The following is a 15441-nucleotide window of genomic DNA, read 5'->3' on the forward strand; positions in this document are numbered from 1 at the left end:
CTTATTTCCTCCCGATTATTTTTTCTTTCCTTTTGCAGGTGCAGCAGCAACTTGACCTGGTTTAGGACGTTTAGTACCATATTTCGAACGACGTTGGTTACGACCAGCAACGCCTGATGTATCTAATGCACCACGGATGATGTGGTAACGTACACCTGGTAAATCTTTAACACGACCACCACGAATCAAAACGATTGAGTGTTCTTGTAAGTTGTGACCTTCTCCAGGAATGTAAGCATTCACCTCTTTACCGTTCGTTAAACGAACACGGGCTACTTTACGCATTGCTGAGTTTGGTTTTTTAGGGGTAGTGGTGTACACACGTGTACATACACCTCTTCGCTGTGGACAGCTGTCCAACGCTGGAGACTTACTCTTGAACTCCAGTGCTACTCTACCTTTTCTAACTAATTGTTGAATAGTTGGCATTGTGCTTTTTTATGTTTTTTATTAAAAATTTACCGCTCCCCCGGCTTCCTTTCAGATAGCCTATAAAACGGACTGCAAAAGTAGAACAATTCTTTTTATAAATCAAGGGGTTAGGAGAAAAATTTTGGAGCAGGTCGTTTTAAGATAAATCATGTGCAGCAATTTTCCATATTCATGGCTCCAGGATGACTTTTTGCAGTTATGCCATTTTAAAAAAGTCCTCTCGCGGCGGGTTTAAGGGGGTTTTACCAATAAAAAGGGGGTTTAAATGCGTTTCTAATGGGTTTTCCATGCATTTACCCAAACATGATGCAAGGAATGTGCAAGGAAAGTGCAGGGAAAACCCAAACGAGTTACCTGCGACGGTACTACTACGATACTACGAATCTACCGGATAGACCGAACTGAATTTAGTGGTTTTCTGAAGTATTAATCTAACTGGAAATTTACGAATGAAAAGTATCTAAGAACAAATCCTCTACCTTTTTTCTGGCCCAGGGCATTCTGCGTAAAAATTTAAGACTTGATTTTATAGTCGGGTTACTGTTGAAACAATCTATCCGGATCAGGCTTCCCAGTTTTTCCCATCCATAATGAACATGTAAATCGGTAACGATCTTTTCCAGTGTAATTCCGTGAAGTGGATTGTTTTTCTGCTGCTCGGCCATGGTGCAAAGTTAAATTAAACTGGTTGGAAGTTGATTTACAAACAATAAAAAACCGCAGATTGCCAGACTTTGATTAAATCTGATCATCTGCGGCTAAATTAACATTCTTGTTTCTAGTTTCCTGCTGTCCAGGTATTGTTATCCGGATTTGAGTCAGGCAAAACCTTATTCGGGTCTAAAGTAACTGAAACCACTTCTTCTGTTGTTGGATAGCGCACCAACCAGGTGGTATTTTTCATCCAAACATCTACAGGTATTTTAATGATATCTGTTTTACCACTTTTGGTTTTTACCTGAAGGATAATTGGCATTGGCATTTTCTCCAGATTGGCCACAGTGATGTTGTAACCATTGATGGCATCATTGTTTTTAACCACATCAACTTTAGAAATTGCCTGATCCATTTTCCAGCTGTTTAAGAACCAGCTTCTCCAGAACCATGCTAAATCCTCTCCGGCACCGTTTTCCATAGAGCGGAAAAAGTCGAAAGGGGTTGGGTGTTTAAATGCCCAGTTTTTAATATACTGGCGGAATGCATAATCGAAACGATCTTCACCCAAAATCTGGTCTCTTAGAAGATCCAGACCCCATCCTGGTTTGCTGTAAAGATTAACACCAATATTCCTCTCAATCATTCCATCAGGCATTTGCATAATATTTTCGTAAACCGGGTTACCAATTACTGATTTACCGATTCGGTTCATATCAGCAGGACGTTCAGCATATTCCCCTTTATTGAAGTTTTTAGATGATATACCGTTAATGAAAGTATTAAAACCTTCATCCATCCAGCCGTATTTTCTTTCATTAGATCCAACAATCATCGGGAACCAGGTATGGCCAAACTCATGATCGATAACTCCCCATGCACTGCCATTCTTTGCTTTCCATCCACAAAATACGATACCCGGATATTCCATCCCTCCAATATTTGTGGCCACATTCACTGCCATAGGATATGGATACTCGAACCATTTGGTGGAATAATGTTCGATCGTTGATTTTACATATTCTACGCCACGGCCATAACCATCAGCACCATTACTTTCTATTGGTTGGGCCGACACTGCAAGCGATTTTTTACCACTTGGCAAATTGATACGTGCCGCATCCAGAACAAAGGATTTTGATGAAGCCCAGGCTGCATCACGGGCATTTAATATTTTAAATTTCCAGGTCAGTTTATCTTTTGAAGGTCGGGAAGACGGATCAGTTACTTCGCTTTCTGTTCTGATATGCACAGTGGCATCGCTTGCTTTTGCAGCATTCCAGCGCTGCAGTTGCGTGGCAGTGAAAACCTCCTGTGGATTCAATAATTCGCCGGAGCCCATCACAATATGACTCGCCGGAGCGGTGATGGCAAAATTGATATCGCCATATTCGCAATAAAACTCTCCTCCGCCCCAATATGGCAAAGTGTTCCAACCTATAACATCATCATAAACACACATCCGCGGAAACCATTGTGCGATAGCGAAGATTTCTCCGTTTTTGGTCGTTAAGTGTCCTGTTCTGTCCGATCCCTCTTTTGGAACGGTATAAGAATAGTCCAGTTTGATAGTTACAACATCGCCATTAGCCGCAAGGGGCTGATCCAGGCGGATTTGCATGCGTGTATCTTCAATTAATGAGGTAAATTTTACTGCTGCAGCTTTCTGTGCAACACTGATTGTACCGATTTTGTATCCGCCATCAAACTTTTCGCCTTGCGCACCGTATCGGCTACGGGCAGGTGTAATCGTTTTACCCCGCGAATCTTCCTTAAAAGTATTCTGATCAAGTTGCAGCCATAAGTATGGCAATTTATCAGGACTATTGTTTTTATAGGTAATGGTTACCGTACCTGTCACCAGACTTTTGGTGTCGTCCAGGTTAGCGGTTATATTATAGTCTACCCTGTTTTGCCAGTATTTAGGCCCAGGAGCACCAATAGCAGAACGAAACTCATTGCCATTCTGAGTATAAAACAATGGATCGAACGCTTCTGAGGGATTATAATTTGTTGGAGTTGTTACAGGTTGTGCGGCTTGTTGAGCATTTGCCGAAAAAGCAAATACACAACACGACAAACACAGACCTATGAGGTTAGTAATTTTCATGATAATAATAAGGTTTACAGGCTGTAAATATAAAAAAAACCACATTCAGTAAAGAAATGTGGTTATATTGTTACCTGTTTTAAGAAGTGTGTGATGATTAGTTGGTTTTTAGCTTTGGCAAATCCTGAAGCTTTCTTTGCTCAGGTGTTAGCTTTTGCCACGCAACAAATGCTCTTGAAATATGGAAAGCATAACGATATGGGCGGTCTGCTTTTACAGCCTCTACCGAGGGACGGTAAAGAATCATGAAGTTTTTAAGTTCTGTCCCCTGTAACTTAGTCAAATCGGTAATGGCTTTCTCACTGAAGTTTTCATCAATCTCCTGCTGGTACATTTCCTTTTCCTGCAAATCTGCTTCTTTACGCTGTTCTCTTTTATATTTTCCATAGCCTAAATTCAGGTTCAAGCCCCCTACCTTATCCGTCATTCTTTTACGGTTCAGGTTCCCTCCGGTACTTAACAAAGTATATTTTTCTGCAAGCGGATCTTTAGCATCAGTAATCTGACTGTTCATGCGAACGGCCTCTACGTTTACGTCGGCAAGGTTAGTAGATTTAACTGGTAAATAAATAGTTCTGTTTAAAAGATTGGTGAGGTATAATGTATCAGTGTGATAACCGACAGCAGAAAACTCTATTAAATCACCAACGTTTGCTGCAATCGTATATTTCCCTTCCTTATTGGTAGAAGATGTTTTTTTACTGTTTAAGTTACGAATGGTAACACCGGGCAGGGAAAGTGTTTTTTTTGAATAGTCGAAAACTGTTCCGGTAGTAACGGATTGCGCAAGGGCGCCAAATGGCAATGCCAGTAAAATAAAAACGATCAGCTTATACATATTCAAAAGTAACTTAGTTAAACATCCAACGTTTGCTTTTAACAAACTTTAACAATACAACAACTGGTCTAGACAAGTGTTTTAGCGTATTGGTTTTCGTCAAAAGAAATTAAAATGGCGTGACCATCTTTCTCAATAACCGGACGTTTTATCGCACTGGTATTGTCAATCAGGTATACAATTACCTTATCCTCATTATCAAGCGCAGCCTGCTCTTCTTTAGATAACTTTTTCCAGGTAAGTCCCTTTTTGTTTAGAACTGTTTCCCATCCAAAAACCTTGAACCACTCCTTAAGCTTTTCTGCAGTGATGCCTTTCTTTTTAAAATCATGAAATTCAAATTCTATCTGGTGTGATTTTAGCCAGTCGAGTGATTTTTTTACTGTATTGCAATTAGGGATTCCGTATACGATCATGCCTGTAATGATTGGATTTGTGGGTGAATGAATGGTTGCAAAGTTAATAAACCGGGGATGTTCTTTACAATTTAAATCATCTGTCACTTTTTTTTAGTCATCCGTCACATTTTATAGATATAGTGCGCCTGGCTTACTAACATTGTATCATCAAATATTTCAGTATGAAACTTAAAGATTTAAACAAAGCAGAGTTTTGGATATCGGGCATCATTTATCTATGTCTTTTCATCAGGTTAATATCCAACACTGTTGATCAGCATCATAACGAAAACTGGGTGCGTTTTTACGATGAGCACATTTCTTATTCGAGCTTTACAAACTACTTTATACCTGAGGTGATCATCATAACCGTTTTGTACCTCAACTTTCTACTGCTAAATTTTTATATCATCCCTTCGGTAATAAAGAAAGAGAAACCTATATGGCATTACCTTTCTATTCTTGTACTGATCTGGGCTACTACCATGATCATTGGCATTAGCCGCACCTATAGTTTAGCCTACGAACTGGTGAGTTACGATTCACTGCAACAAGCCTATAACCATATCTTCTTCAAAAGTTTCTATAATTCCTTTCTTATTGTCATTATCATTACGGTTTACATCCTGATCAAATCGCTTATTATCAGCCTGATTAATTCAGATGATGAGCTTGGCAGCAAGCAAAACAAAGTTAAGGCGGATATTGCCTCCGGCCTGGCCTTCTGGTTAATTGGAATGTTACTATTGTTAATAACCGACGCCCCTTATGAAGTGTGTACCATATGGACGCTGGTGATTTTCAGCGCCATAGGAATAGGCATCTACTCGCTTTACTACCTGATTCCAAAACTAGCTTTAAGCGGCAAAAAATTCCGTAAATACCTCTTCAGTATATTGCTGGCAAGTTTACTGCTTTCTGTTCCTGTATCGCTGATTGGACTTTTAGTATTCAACGGCCGTGTAGAAGGTGCCCTGATTGTTTTTCTGTTTAATATTCCAACGCAATTACTTCTAAGCGCGCCACTGTGCTGGTATTTATATAAAAAGAGAATCTCTAACGATGCTGAATTAAACACTTTGAAAACGGAGCTTGGCAAATCGGATGCGAGCCTGAGTTTCCTGCAATCGCAGATCAATCCGCACTTTCTGTTTAACGCCCTAAATACATTATATGGCACTGCATTACAGGAAAATGCCGACCGTACCGGAGAAGGAATACAGAAGCTGGGAGATATGATGCGTTTCATGTTACATGAGAATACCCTTGATAAAATCTCTTTGACACGTGAAGTAGAATACCTGAGCAACTACATTGATTTGCAAAAGCTAAGAACCTCCCGCTCGGCAGACATCAGGATTGAAACACATATTGAAGAGCAGTTTGGCAATTTGCAGATCACTCCGATGCTTTTAATCCCCTTTGTGGAGAATGCCTTTAAGCACGGGATCAGTTTACAGCAACCTTCATATATTAAGATAAGCCTTCAAACCAAAGAAAGCACTTTATATTTTGACGTAAGCAACAGCATATATATTAAAGCGGATAATGATCCGGAAAAGCTGAAAAGTGGCATTGGACTTGAAAATGTAAAAAAACGTTTAGCGATGCTTTATATTGGAAAACATGAACTGATTATCCGTGAAAGCGCCAGTGAGTTTTTTGTACATTTGACATTGCAGCTGGATTAGTATTTTGCTAAGCCGCAGCGCAAAAGATTGAATTTTATTACTGACGATACAACTATCATGACCGCTATTGCTATAGATGACGAACCGATTGCCCTTGAAATCATTCAATCGCATGCTTCAAAAGTTCCGTTCATTGATTTGAAGCAGGTTTTCACAGATGCTTTTCTGGCGACAACCTATCTACAACAAAATAAAGCAGACCTGATATTTCTTGATATTAAAATGCCGGATATCAGTGGTATAGAATTTCTGAAGAGTTTAACCAATGCACCGATGGTTATTTTTACTACGGCGTACACTGAACACGCCGTGCAAAGTTTTGAACTCGATGCTGTTGATTATTTGTTAAAACCTTTTTCACTTTCCCGTTTTTTAAAGGCCTGCAATAAAGCCCAGGAGTTATTTGATCTGCGAAATCAGCGGCAGGAAACCTCATTAGGCTATATATTTGTAAAAGATGGTTATGAACAAATTCGGGTTGAATTAAGTGATATACAATATGTGGAAGCCTCTGGAAATTATACCCAAATACAAACCGACAGCAAACTGATTAGCTCGCGCATTACCATTAACGATTTAGCGGAACTGCTTCCGAAAAGCGATTTTATTAGGTGCCACAGGGCATTTATTGTTCCAAAAAAAAAGATCAGCAAATTCGACCGGAATCAGATCTGGATTAGCGAAAAGATTATTCCTATAGGGGCAACTTACCAGAATTTACAATTGATTTGAGCCGTGAATATTGTTTCCAGCTGCAAAATCATGCGTTAGGGGGCTTGGTTTTAAAAGCGACTACAATAAATGTTGCAAGCTGTAAACATTTCTATTTCAAAGATTCAACACTTAGACTTATCTTTGCCCCATGTCAACACAATTAAAAAATCTATCCGACTTCTCGCATACTACAGTTCCAAGTGGTGCTAACTATAAAATTGGAATTATTGTTGCCGAGTGGAATGCTGAAATTACAGGCGCATTATACAACGGTGCCTTGAAAACACTCCTGGAAAATGGCGTAAAAGAAGAGAACATTACCTCTTTACCTGTACCTGGAAGTTTCGAATTAACCGGAGGTGCGGAAATTTTACTGAGCAAAAGAAGCGACATAGATGCGGTTATTTGTTTGGGTTGTGTAATTCAGGGGGATACCAAACATTTTGATTTTATTTGTGATGCTGTGGCTCAAGGCACTACAAATGTGGGGATCAAGTACAGCAAACCTGTAATATTTGGCGTATTGACAACCAATAACCTGGAACAGGCACAAGATCGTGCAGGAGGAAAACATGGCAACAAAGGTGATGAGGCAGCAATTACTGCTATCAAAATGGCCGATTTTTCAGCTAATATTTAAAATTGCTTTTCATAATACTATTTGTATCTTAGCTTATTAAAATATACTTCATCAGATGAAAAAAGTAGCCATATTATTATTGGCGGTGTTCAGCACCATAACCATTTTAGAATCTTGTTCAAACAAGCTTTGCCCTGCTTATGGATCATATCCTGAAGGCAAACGCAGAAGAAACTAATCTAACTATTCTTGCTTTTTCATTTGCAGGTCATTCGCAGAACTTTATTCTTTTGCATTTGTTAAACCTGTAAAAAAATTCATATCATGACCTGGGTAAATTTAACCTCATTAGATCAACTGAATGAGATAAAAGCCGACAGTGGCTATAATCTTATTTTCAAACATAGTACACGCTGCTCCATCAGTATGATGGCGAAAAGAAATTTCGAATTTAGCTGGGATGTTATTCCTGAAGACACAAAGCTCTATTTCCTTGATTTGATCAGTTATCGTGACATTTCCAACGAAGTTGCAAGTCTGTTTCAGGTAACACATCAATCGCCGCAGATTTTACTAATCAAAAACGGTGATTGCGTTCTGGAAGCTTCACACAGCGACATTTCAGCAGAAGAGGTTGCCGAGGTAATCGCAGCATAATAAAAAAAGCCGAATCATCGATTCGGCTTTTTTGTTGTTGATATCTCGATTTGTGGTGATCAGCATTGGATACTTCCAGCTTATCCTACTTAACCAATCTTTAGTACCGCTGTAGTTCTTTCTCTAGTTTGTTTACAAAGCGCAGCGTCTTTAGCCAGTTCCTTACCGTAGGTTGGAATCATGTCTTTAATTTTAGCCTGCCACTCATCCGTAGCCAGATCTTCTTTAAAACACCTCTCAAGCAGCTCCAGCATAATAGAAACGGCAGTGGATGCACCTGGAGAGGCACCTAATAATGCGGCAATTGAACCATCGGCAGCACTCACCACCTCTGTTCCAAATTCCAGTACACCACCTTTCTTCTCATCTTTTTTGATCACCTGAACGCGCTGCCCTGCATATTCCAGCTCCCAGTCTTTTAATTCTGCAGTTGGCAGATATTCCTTAAGTGCTTCTAAACGATCTTCAGGTGATTGTCTTACCTGATCAATAAGGTATTTGGTCAGATCAAGGTTATGCAAACCCGCCGAAATCATCGGACGAATATTATTAAACTTTATAGATTTAGGCAAATCGAGAAACGATCCGTTTTTCAGGAATTTAGTTGAAAACCCTGCGTAAGGACCAAACAGTAACGCCTGCTTCCCGTTGATCATTCTGGTATCTAGATGTGGCACCGACATAGGCGGAGCACCTACTGCGGCTTTACCATAAACCTTGGCATGATGCTGTTTAATAATCTCCTCGTTGGTGCATTTTAACCATTGTCCACTTACAGGAAATCCCCCGAAGCCTTTGCCTTCCGGTATATCTGATTTCTCTAACAAAGGAAGAGAGCCACCGCCCGCGCCAATGAAAACAAATTTGGCTACGCGTTTACGTTTTTCATTAGTAGCTAAGTCTTTAACTTTTACAATCCAGTTGCCATCTTTATTTTTCTTTAAGTCACGTATTTCGTGATTAAAATAAAGGTTAACATCACTTTGATCTTTCAGATTGTTAAACATATCACGCGTTAACGTGCCGAAGTTTACATCTGTACCTAGATCCATTTTAGTTGCAGCCAGTTTTTCGCCTTTTTTACGTCCATCGATAATAAGAGGCGCCCAGGATTTAACCGTATCTACATCTTCAGTATATTGCATTTCGCTAAAAAGGTCGCAACTTGTAAGTGCATCATAGCGTTTTTTTAGGTAGTCGACATTCTTTTTACCCCATACAAAACTCATGTGTGGAATTTTACGAATAAAGTTCTCAGGAAGTGAAACCAAACCTTTCTCTACCAGGTAAGCCCAGAACTGTTTGGATACTTCGAAATTTTCAGCGATTTGAACAGCTTTTTTTATTTCGACAGAGCCATCCTTTTTCTCCGGCGTGTAATTCAATTCACAAAAAGCAGAGTGCCCTGTACCAGCATTATTCCATGCATCAGAACTTTCAGCTGCTGCTACGTCCAGACGTTCGTAAATTTCGATACTTAAACCGGGTTCTAATTGCTTTAACAAAACTCCAAGTGTTGCGCTCATAATACCAGCGCCAATTAGAATTACATCTGCGTCAGTTTTACCAACTGTCTTTTTCTTTTTAGTCATTTGAATTAAAGGAGTTACATCCCTTAAAAAGGCGTCGCAAAGACGCTTCTTTTTTAGGTGCTTAAAACTATAAAAAAATTGATAAGAAATGAAAAAATAGTCAAATCTATTCTATGATTTTAACAAAGAACAGACCAAAAATTGCAAAACCGTTAAGATGGTTAGCTATTAAATAAAAAATCCCACGCTTGATGCGCAGGATCTTCTTTTTAATTTTTCAGTTTGGCTTTAAAAACCTTTTCCAGCTTTTGCATTTTGGGAAGAATTACTAACCGGCAATAGGGTTCACTACCGTTTTTAAGGTAGTAGTCCTGATGGTAATTTTCAGCAACGTAAAAGGGCTTTGCTGCTTCTATTGCAGTTACTACCTTTTTTCCAAAGGCATTGGTTTTATTTAACTCTGCCTTATATTTCTCTGCCAGTGCTTTTTGCTCTGCATTGTGATAAAAAATAACTGAGCGGTATTGGGTTCCTGAATCTGCCCCCTGCCTGTTCAAAGTGGTAGGGTCGTGGCTTTTCCAGAATACCTCCAGCAAATCTTCGTAAGAAATCACCGATGGGTTATAGTTAATTTCGAGAACTTCTGCATGACCGGTAGCTCCAGTACAAACCTCTTCATAGGTTGGATTACTTAATGTACCGCCTTCGTATCCCGATTTTACCGAAGTCACCCCTTTCAATCGCTGAAAGATCGCTTCAGTACACCAGAAACATCCCATACCAAATGTTGCTTTCTCCGTTTTTTTACCCTGAGCATTCGCCTGGCTTAGTGATAAAACGGACAATAATATCAAAATTAGTTTTTTCATGTTGTGTATTTACGTTAATAAAAAGAAAGCAGTTTACCGCTATAGCTTCATTATATACTACGAAATTTAAGGCGCTAAAGTTTCATGCGATTTAATAATGGATTTCGCATGACAATCGTAAATCAGGTAATATTTAGTCGCCGATGTTAATAACTTAAACAAATAAATATCAGCAATTTAAACGTAATTCTACACCTGGAATCACACTTATTAACAATTCTTTTTCTAAATTCGTAAGAACATAAAAAACAGAAACATGTCTACACCGTATATTCCTTGTTTGGATTTAGGCTCGTACATCAACGGTACTGAAGAAGAACGCAAAAAATTTTCTGATGAATTAGGCCGCGCCTTCAACGATTCGGGTTTCGTAACAATTACCAATCATGGTTTAAGTCAGGAATTAATTGATAAGCTTTACGAAAATATTAAAGCCGCTTTCTCGCTGCCTGTTGAAATCAAAAGAAAATATGAGAAACCTGAACTGGCAGGTCAGCGTGGCTATACGAGTGCAGGTAAAGAAACTGCAAAGGGTGCTAAAACACCGGATTTAAAAGAATTCTGGCAGATTGGCCAGGAAGTTAGCGATGGTGACCCTGTTAAAAATGAATATCCTGATAATGAAGTCCTGGAAGAGTTACCTGAATTTAATCCGATAACAGGTGAGATTTATAGAAAGTTACAGGAAAACGGAACTCACTTATTAAGGGCTATTGCAACCTATCTGGAGCTTCCTGTAGATTATTTCGATAAGCATGTTCACAATGGAAACTCGATTTTAAGAGGGATCCACTACTTCCCTATTGAAAACCCTGAATTAATTGCTGATGACGCTGTACGCGCAGGTGCCCATGAGGATATTAACCTGATTACCTTGCTCATTGGTGCCAGTGCCGATGGTTTGGAGGTTTTGACCAGAAGTAATGAGTGGTTGCCGATTAAGGCACACCATACGGATATTGTAGTTAATGTTGGTGATATGCTGCAACGCTTAACTAACAATAAGTTAAAATCGACTACACACAGGGTGGTGAATCCTCCACGCGAACTGATGAAAACTTCGCGTTTTTCGGTTCCGTTTTTCCTTCATCCCCGCAGCAATATGGATTTAACCAGCTTACCTTCTACTATCGATGCCGAACACCCGAAAGCATATAGCGATATGACTGCAGGTGAATATCTGGATGAGCGACTTAGAGAGATTGGATTGAAGATGTAGGCTCTTTTTGCAAATGAAAGTTAACCTTTTGTTCGTACCATGTTAACACCTCGCTTACCTTTTCTGTACCTATTGTTAACCCTTTCCTTACCTATTGTTAACCCATTGGTAACCTATCCTTAACCCTTTGGTAACCCCCAGGGTTAAGAATAGGTTATGGAAGGGTTACTGACAGGTATTAAAATAGTGCACGAAATAAGAGAAGGATATAAGCAAAATCACATCAATGCTACTTAACGGATCCATCGATTGCTTTATTTACCACATCCTGTATCCTTCCTCTAATTTTCAAATTAGATAGTTTATCTGTAACAGTTGGATTCACCCTGTTTGATAAAAATACGTAGACCAGCCCACGTGAAGGGTCAACCCAAACACAGGTACCGGTGTAGCCTGTATGTCCGTAAGTTTGAGGGGAAGCTAAGTTTGAAGGATAATGTTTGCTTGTATCCGGATCCCACCGGTCAAAGCCCAAACCACGTCGGCTAACGTTGGACTGTTTTGAAGTGAACATATCAACAGTTTGCGGCTTAAAGTATTCCTTTCCACCATAACTTCCACGGTTAAGCAACATCTGGTATATTATTGCGAGGTCATTTGCACTGGCAAATAAACCTGCATGCCCTGAAACACCTCCGGCTAACGCCGCGCCCTGATCGTGAACATATCCCACTAAAAGGGTTTTTCTGAAATAGGTATCCTGTTCCGTAGGGATAATCTGCTCGGGCTTGAAGCGGTTTCTGGGTAAGAAGCCGGCAGTTTGCATCCCAAGGGGCTTATAGAAATTGTCATAAGTATACTGATTCAGCGGTTCCTCACTAATGTGCTCCACAATATCTTTCATTACATACATGCTGATATCGCTATAAACATATTTACCCCGGGTTTTTATAGGCGAATTAAGCATTTTTGGCCACATAAAATCTTTAAAGAAACCCTTCTTGATGTAATAATTATCGGCTACTTTGGTCGGGAAAGCAGCTGACGAATCTCTGCTGTAATCGCCGGTTTTTACGTAATCATGAAAAGGAATGTAAGGGATAAAACCTGCCTGGTGCAACATCACCTCGCGCACCTGAATATTGTTCATGGGCGAAGTTCGTGCTTTAGGAATATAGGCGCCAATATTGGTATCGAGCTTTAACTTCCCTTCTTCAAACAAACGCATTACAGAAGGAGTTGTAGCAGTAACTTTGGTTACCGATGCCAGGTCGAAAATATCGGTTACCTTATCAGGGATATTGGTATCGTAGGTATGTGTGCCATACGCCTTATTAAAAATCACCTTTCCGTCTTTGGCTACCAATACCACCAGACCTGGGGTGGCCTTCTGCCTTATGGCCTCTGCGGCAATGTTATCAATTTCCGCCAGGTTGTTTGAGTTTAAACCAGCATCTTCCGGAACGGTATATTTAAGCCTTGTTTTCACTGTAACAAAGCCTGATCCAATGGTGTAACGGGGAGAAAAAGCAGTGGTAAGTTTATTGCCCGCAGCAATTCCCCCGAAAATATACTGCGGAACGATTGCCGCGGCATCGATGCTGTTTTGGGCCGTCCATACAATCGGGCTTTGCAGTGCGTCGAATGCCCTTAAGGCAATCCCGTTTCCAAATACAGCCAGTATTACTTTTTTTGTTTTGCTAATGCTGTTGATGAAGTTGACATATTTTGCCTGACTGGCATGCTGGTCATCAATGGAAATTAAAATCGTGTTGAAATATTTTAAATCATCTTCCAGATCATTCAGGTTGACACTATCCTTATAAGAACTGGCAGAAAATGAAGAGACCTTGTCGTATTTATTGGCCAGGCTATCAAATACCAGGCTGTAAGAAAAACCAAGACTCACGGATGCTATGTTTTTTTTATCGAGCGACTTCAGCGGTATAATGGAGTCCTGATTATTTAATACAACTGTACTTTGGGTAATTGAATTTGCAACAGAAAGTTTCTTTTCGTTTGTTGTATGCTCCTGGGCGCATGCCATTAAACATAAAACATTAAAGAAACTCGCCGCAGCCAGAATAAACAATCTATTTCGCTTCATATACTTTTTCTCCGTTTAGATAGGTTTTTAATACTTTGGTTTTTAAAATATGCTGTGGTGATGATTTTAAAATATCGCGGTCGAGAATCACAAAATCTGCAAACTTGCCCTTTTCCAAACTTCCTTTTTCGTTTTCCTCGAAATTGGCCTTTGCTGCCCAAATGGTCATCCCACGCAATGCCTCTTCAGGGGTCAGGGCATTTTCCATTTGAAAGCCTCCTTTCGGAAAACCTTTTGCGTCTTCTCTTACCGTTGCAGCATAAAACGTTAATAATGGATTAATGTTTTCTACCGGAAAATCTGTACCAAATGGAATCCATCCGTTTTGCTTTAATAGTTGTTTATACGCATAGGCGCTTTTGAGGCGTTCAGCCCCCAGGCGCTGGCCAGCCCAATACATATCAGAAGTTGCATGAGTAGGCTGCACTGAAGGTATAACACTCGCTTGACCGAACAGATCAAAATCGTTTGGGTTTACCACCTGAGCGTGCTCAATTCTCCACCTTTTATCATTCTTTCCTTTGAGAATGTTGTTATAGATTTTAAGGATGGTTCTGTTTGCAGAGTCACCAATGGCATGCGTACACATCTGAAAGTTGTTAGCCGCAATTTTCCTGGCAACATCTTCATAGTGTTTTGGATTACTCAATAAAAAACCGGTTTTCCCTGGCATATCATTGTATTGGTGTAAGAGGCAAGCACCCCGGGATCCTAAGGCACCATCGGCATAAACTTTAAAGGCCCTCACATTTAAACGATCAGTTTTCACAGCTCCCCTGGCGAAAAGATATTTGTAATTATCCTCCTGATCGGAGAGCATCACATATAAACGCATTTTGAGTTTATTTTCCTTCTGCAGTTTCTCAATAAATTCTACGGCGAGATAACTTAAGCCACAATCATCAATTGTGGTCAGGCCTGCTGCGAAACAGTTTCTTTGGGCGTCGGTAAATATCTTTTCTGCAAGCTTTGCATCTGGCGAGGGGATTTTATTTTCGACTAACGTTACTGCATTATCAATCAGCACACCTGTAAGTTTTCCATTTATACTAAGCATGTCTCCCCCTGTTAGCTCTTGCTTTCCTCTAATACCTGCATCGTCAAGCGCTTTTTGGTTCGCAATAGCCGCATGACCATCAATGCGGTTAAGAAATACAGGGCGGTTAGGAAAGAGTGAAGTGAGTTTTTCATTTGTTGGAAAAGCTTTATCTGCCCAATCGTTCTGATCCCAACCGTTTCCGATCATCCAACCATCCGGGTGAGTTTTAGCAAAAGCCGATAAACGCTGCAAAATCTCTTCCCATGATTTCGTATCACGTAAATCTGCAGCCTGCAAACTTTGTCCGTATCCATAAAAATGGGCATGTGCATCAATAAAACCAGGATACACCGTTTTGCCGGAAACGTCAACTTCTTGTTTAGCGGTATATTTGCTTTTAATATCTTCAGTAGATCCGAGTTCGACAATTTTACCATCTTTTACAGCGAATGCTTCCACTGTTTCAAAGCCGGTATTAACAGTATACACCTTTCCATTAAAAACAATGGTATCTACGTCCTGCCGTTTTTTGCAGGAAAAAAGCAGCATGGCCACCATCAAAGCACACAGGGATGTTTTCATCTTTTAAAGATAGAAAAATGGCGTCATTTACATGTTGAGTTTTAAACAAATCCGAATCCTTACGCTTATTTTCCATAAT

14 protein-coding genes are annotated in these 15441 nt (G+C 39.9%); 5 read left to right on the top strand and 9 right to left on the bottom strand.

The genetic code is table 11. The features are described from left to right. Positions 1-15: 15 nt before the first annotated feature. The 5 genes from rpsL to AB669_RS08205 all read right to left on the bottom strand — a co-directional run bounded on the left by rpsL (position 16) and on the right by AB669_RS08205 (position 4450). Complete coding sequence (gene rpsL / locus AB669_RS08185; RefSeq protein WP_012780770.1) at positions 16-429, bottom strand: 30S ribosomal protein S12; 414 nt, start codon at positions 427-429, stop codon at positions 16-18. A 446-nt stretch (positions 430-875) separates the two neighbouring features. Beyond that, the gene (locus tag AB669_RS08190; RefSeq protein ID WP_047798789.1) at positions 876-1097 is read right to left on the bottom strand and encodes a VF530 family DNA-binding protein; all 222 of its coding nucleotides are present in this window, start codon (positions 1095-1097) and stop codon (positions 876-878) included. A gap of 113 nt (positions 1098-1210) precedes the next feature. Continuing rightward, positions 1211-3196, bottom strand: a complete 1986-nt coding sequence (locus AB669_RS08195) for a M1 family metallopeptidase (RefSeq protein ID WP_047799070.1) — start codon at positions 3194-3196, stop codon at positions 1211-1213. Positions 3197-3293: 97 nt separating this feature from the next. Beyond that, positions 3294-4034 (bottom strand): carboxypeptidase-like regulatory domain-containing protein, encoded by a 741-nt coding sequence (locus tag AB669_RS08200; protein WP_047798790.1) that lies wholly within the window; start codon positions 4032-4034, stop codon positions 3294-3296. A 68-nt stretch (positions 4035-4102) separates the two neighbouring features. Beyond that, positions 4103-4450: a Spx/MgsR family RNA polymerase-binding regulatory protein gene (locus AB669_RS08205; protein WP_047798791.1), complete on the bottom strand. Its 348-nt coding sequence runs from the start codon at positions 4448-4450 to the stop codon at positions 4103-4105. 164 nt (positions 4451-4614) lie between these two features. Here AB669_RS08205 and AB669_RS08210 point away from each other — a divergent pair, with 164 nt between their 5' ends. From AB669_RS08210 to ytxJ, 4 genes are all read left to right on the top strand, one after another. After that, positions 4615-6123 carry a sensor histidine kinase gene (locus AB669_RS08210; protein ID WP_047798792.1) on the top strand — a complete coding sequence of 503 codons (1509 nt, stop codon included), beginning with the start codon at positions 4615-4617 and terminating at the stop codon, positions 6121-6123. A gap of 27 nt (positions 6124-6150) precedes the next feature. After that, positions 6151-6855 (top strand): LytTR family DNA-binding domain-containing protein, encoded by a 705-nt coding sequence (locus AB669_RS08215; RefSeq protein ID WP_231582647.1) that lies wholly within the window; start codon positions 6151-6153, stop codon positions 6853-6855. A gap of 130 nt (positions 6856-6985) precedes the next feature. Next, entirely contained in the window at positions 6986-7477 is a 492-nt protein-coding gene (ribH, locus tag AB669_RS08220; RefSeq protein WP_047798794.1) for a 6,7-dimethyl-8-ribityllumazine synthase, read from the top strand. Positions 7478-7741: 264 nt separating this feature from the next. Continuing rightward, positions 7742-8074 carry a bacillithiol system redox-active protein YtxJ gene (ytxJ, locus tag AB669_RS08225; protein ID WP_047798795.1) on the top strand — a complete coding sequence of 111 codons (333 nt, stop codon included), beginning with the start codon at positions 7742-7744 and terminating at the stop codon, positions 8072-8074. An 89-nt stretch (positions 8075-8163) separates the two neighbouring features. Here the strand turns inward: ytxJ and AB669_RS08230 are convergent, their stop codons facing one another. Together AB669_RS08230 and msrA are read right to left on the bottom strand one after the other, a co-directional pair. After that, the gene (locus tag AB669_RS08230) at positions 8164-9666 is read right to left on the bottom strand and encodes a malate:quinone oxidoreductase (RefSeq protein ID WP_047798796.1); all 1503 of its coding nucleotides are present in this window, start codon (positions 9664-9666) and stop codon (positions 8164-8166) included. Between the two features lie 209 nt (positions 9667-9875). Beyond that, complete coding sequence (gene msrA, locus AB669_RS08235; RefSeq protein ID WP_047798797.1) at positions 9876-10475, bottom strand: peptide-methionine (S)-S-oxide reductase MsrA; 600 nt, start codon at positions 10473-10475, stop codon at positions 9876-9878. Positions 10476-10731: 256 nt separating this feature from the next. On the opposite strand from msrA, the gene AB669_RS08240 reads away from it, so the two are divergent. Then, positions 10732-11694 carry an isopenicillin N synthase family oxygenase gene (locus tag AB669_RS08240; protein ID WP_047798798.1) on the top strand — a complete coding sequence of 321 codons (963 nt, stop codon included), beginning with the start codon at positions 10732-10734 and terminating at the stop codon, positions 11692-11694. A 229-nt stretch (positions 11695-11923) separates the two neighbouring features. On the opposite strand, the gene AB669_RS08245 is transcribed toward AB669_RS08240, so the two are convergent. Together AB669_RS08245 and AB669_RS08250 are read right to left on the bottom strand one after the other, a co-directional pair. Continuing rightward, complete coding sequence (locus tag AB669_RS08245; protein ID WP_047798799.1) at positions 11924-13741, bottom strand: serine hydrolase; 1818 nt, start codon at positions 13739-13741, stop codon at positions 11924-11926. Continuing rightward, positions 13728-15362 carry an amidohydrolase gene (locus AB669_RS08250; RefSeq protein ID WP_047798800.1) on the bottom strand — a complete coding sequence of 545 codons (1635 nt, stop codon included), beginning with the start codon at positions 15360-15362 and terminating at the stop codon, positions 13728-13730. The genes AB669_RS08245 and AB669_RS08250 overlap by 14 nt, the downstream gene beginning before the upstream one ends. Positions 15363-15441 lie beyond the last annotated feature (79 nt).

Source organism: Pedobacter sp. BMA (assembly GCF_001027745.1).
Taxonomy (GTDB): Bacteria; Bacteroidota; Bacteroidia; order Sphingobacteriales; family Sphingobacteriaceae; genus Pedobacter.

Coding starts and splice junctions, on each gene's coding strand:
- rpsL (WP_012780770.1), bottom strand. CDS start 429: ATGCCAACTATTCAACAATTAGTTAGAAAAGGTAGAGTAGCACTGGAG.
- AB669_RS08190 (WP_047798789.1), bottom strand. CDS start 1,097: ATGGCCGAGCAGCAGAAAAACAATCCACTTCACGGAATTACACTGGAA.
- AB669_RS08195 (WP_047799070.1), bottom strand. CDS start 3,196: ATGAAAATTACTAACCTCATAGGTCTGTGTTTGTCGTGTTGTGTATTT.
- AB669_RS08200 (WP_047798790.1), bottom strand. CDS start 4,034: ATGTATAAGCTGATCGTTTTTATTTTACTGGCATTGCCATTTGGCGCC.
- AB669_RS08205 (WP_047798791.1), bottom strand. CDS start 4,450: ATGATCGTATACGGAATCCCTAATTGCAATACAGTAAAAAAATCACTC.
- AB669_RS08210 (WP_047798792.1), top strand. CDS start 4,615: ATGAAACTTAAAGATTTAAACAAAGCAGAGTTTTGGATATCGGGCATC.
- ribH (WP_047798794.1), top strand. CDS start 6,986: ATGTCAACACAATTAAAAAATCTATCCGACTTCTCGCATACTACAGTT.
- ytxJ (WP_047798795.1), top strand. CDS start 7,742: ATGACCTGGGTAAATTTAACCTCATTAGATCAACTGAATGAGATAAAA.
- AB669_RS08230 (WP_047798796.1), bottom strand. CDS start 9,666: ATGACTAAAAAGAAAAAGACAGTTGGTAAAACTGACGCAGATGTAATT.
- msrA (WP_047798797.1), bottom strand. CDS start 10,475: ATGAAAAAACTAATTTTGATATTATTGTCCGTTTTATCACTAAGCCAG.
- AB669_RS08240 (WP_047798798.1), top strand. CDS start 10,732: ATGTCTACACCGTATATTCCTTGTTTGGATTTAGGCTCGTACATCAAC.
- AB669_RS08245 (WP_047798799.1), bottom strand. CDS start 13,741: ATGAAGCGAAATAGATTGTTTATTCTGGCTGCGGCGAGTTTCTTTAAT.
- AB669_RS08250 (WP_047798800.1), bottom strand. CDS start 15,362: ATGAAAACATCCCTGTGTGCTTTGATGGTGGCCATGCTGCTTTTTTCC.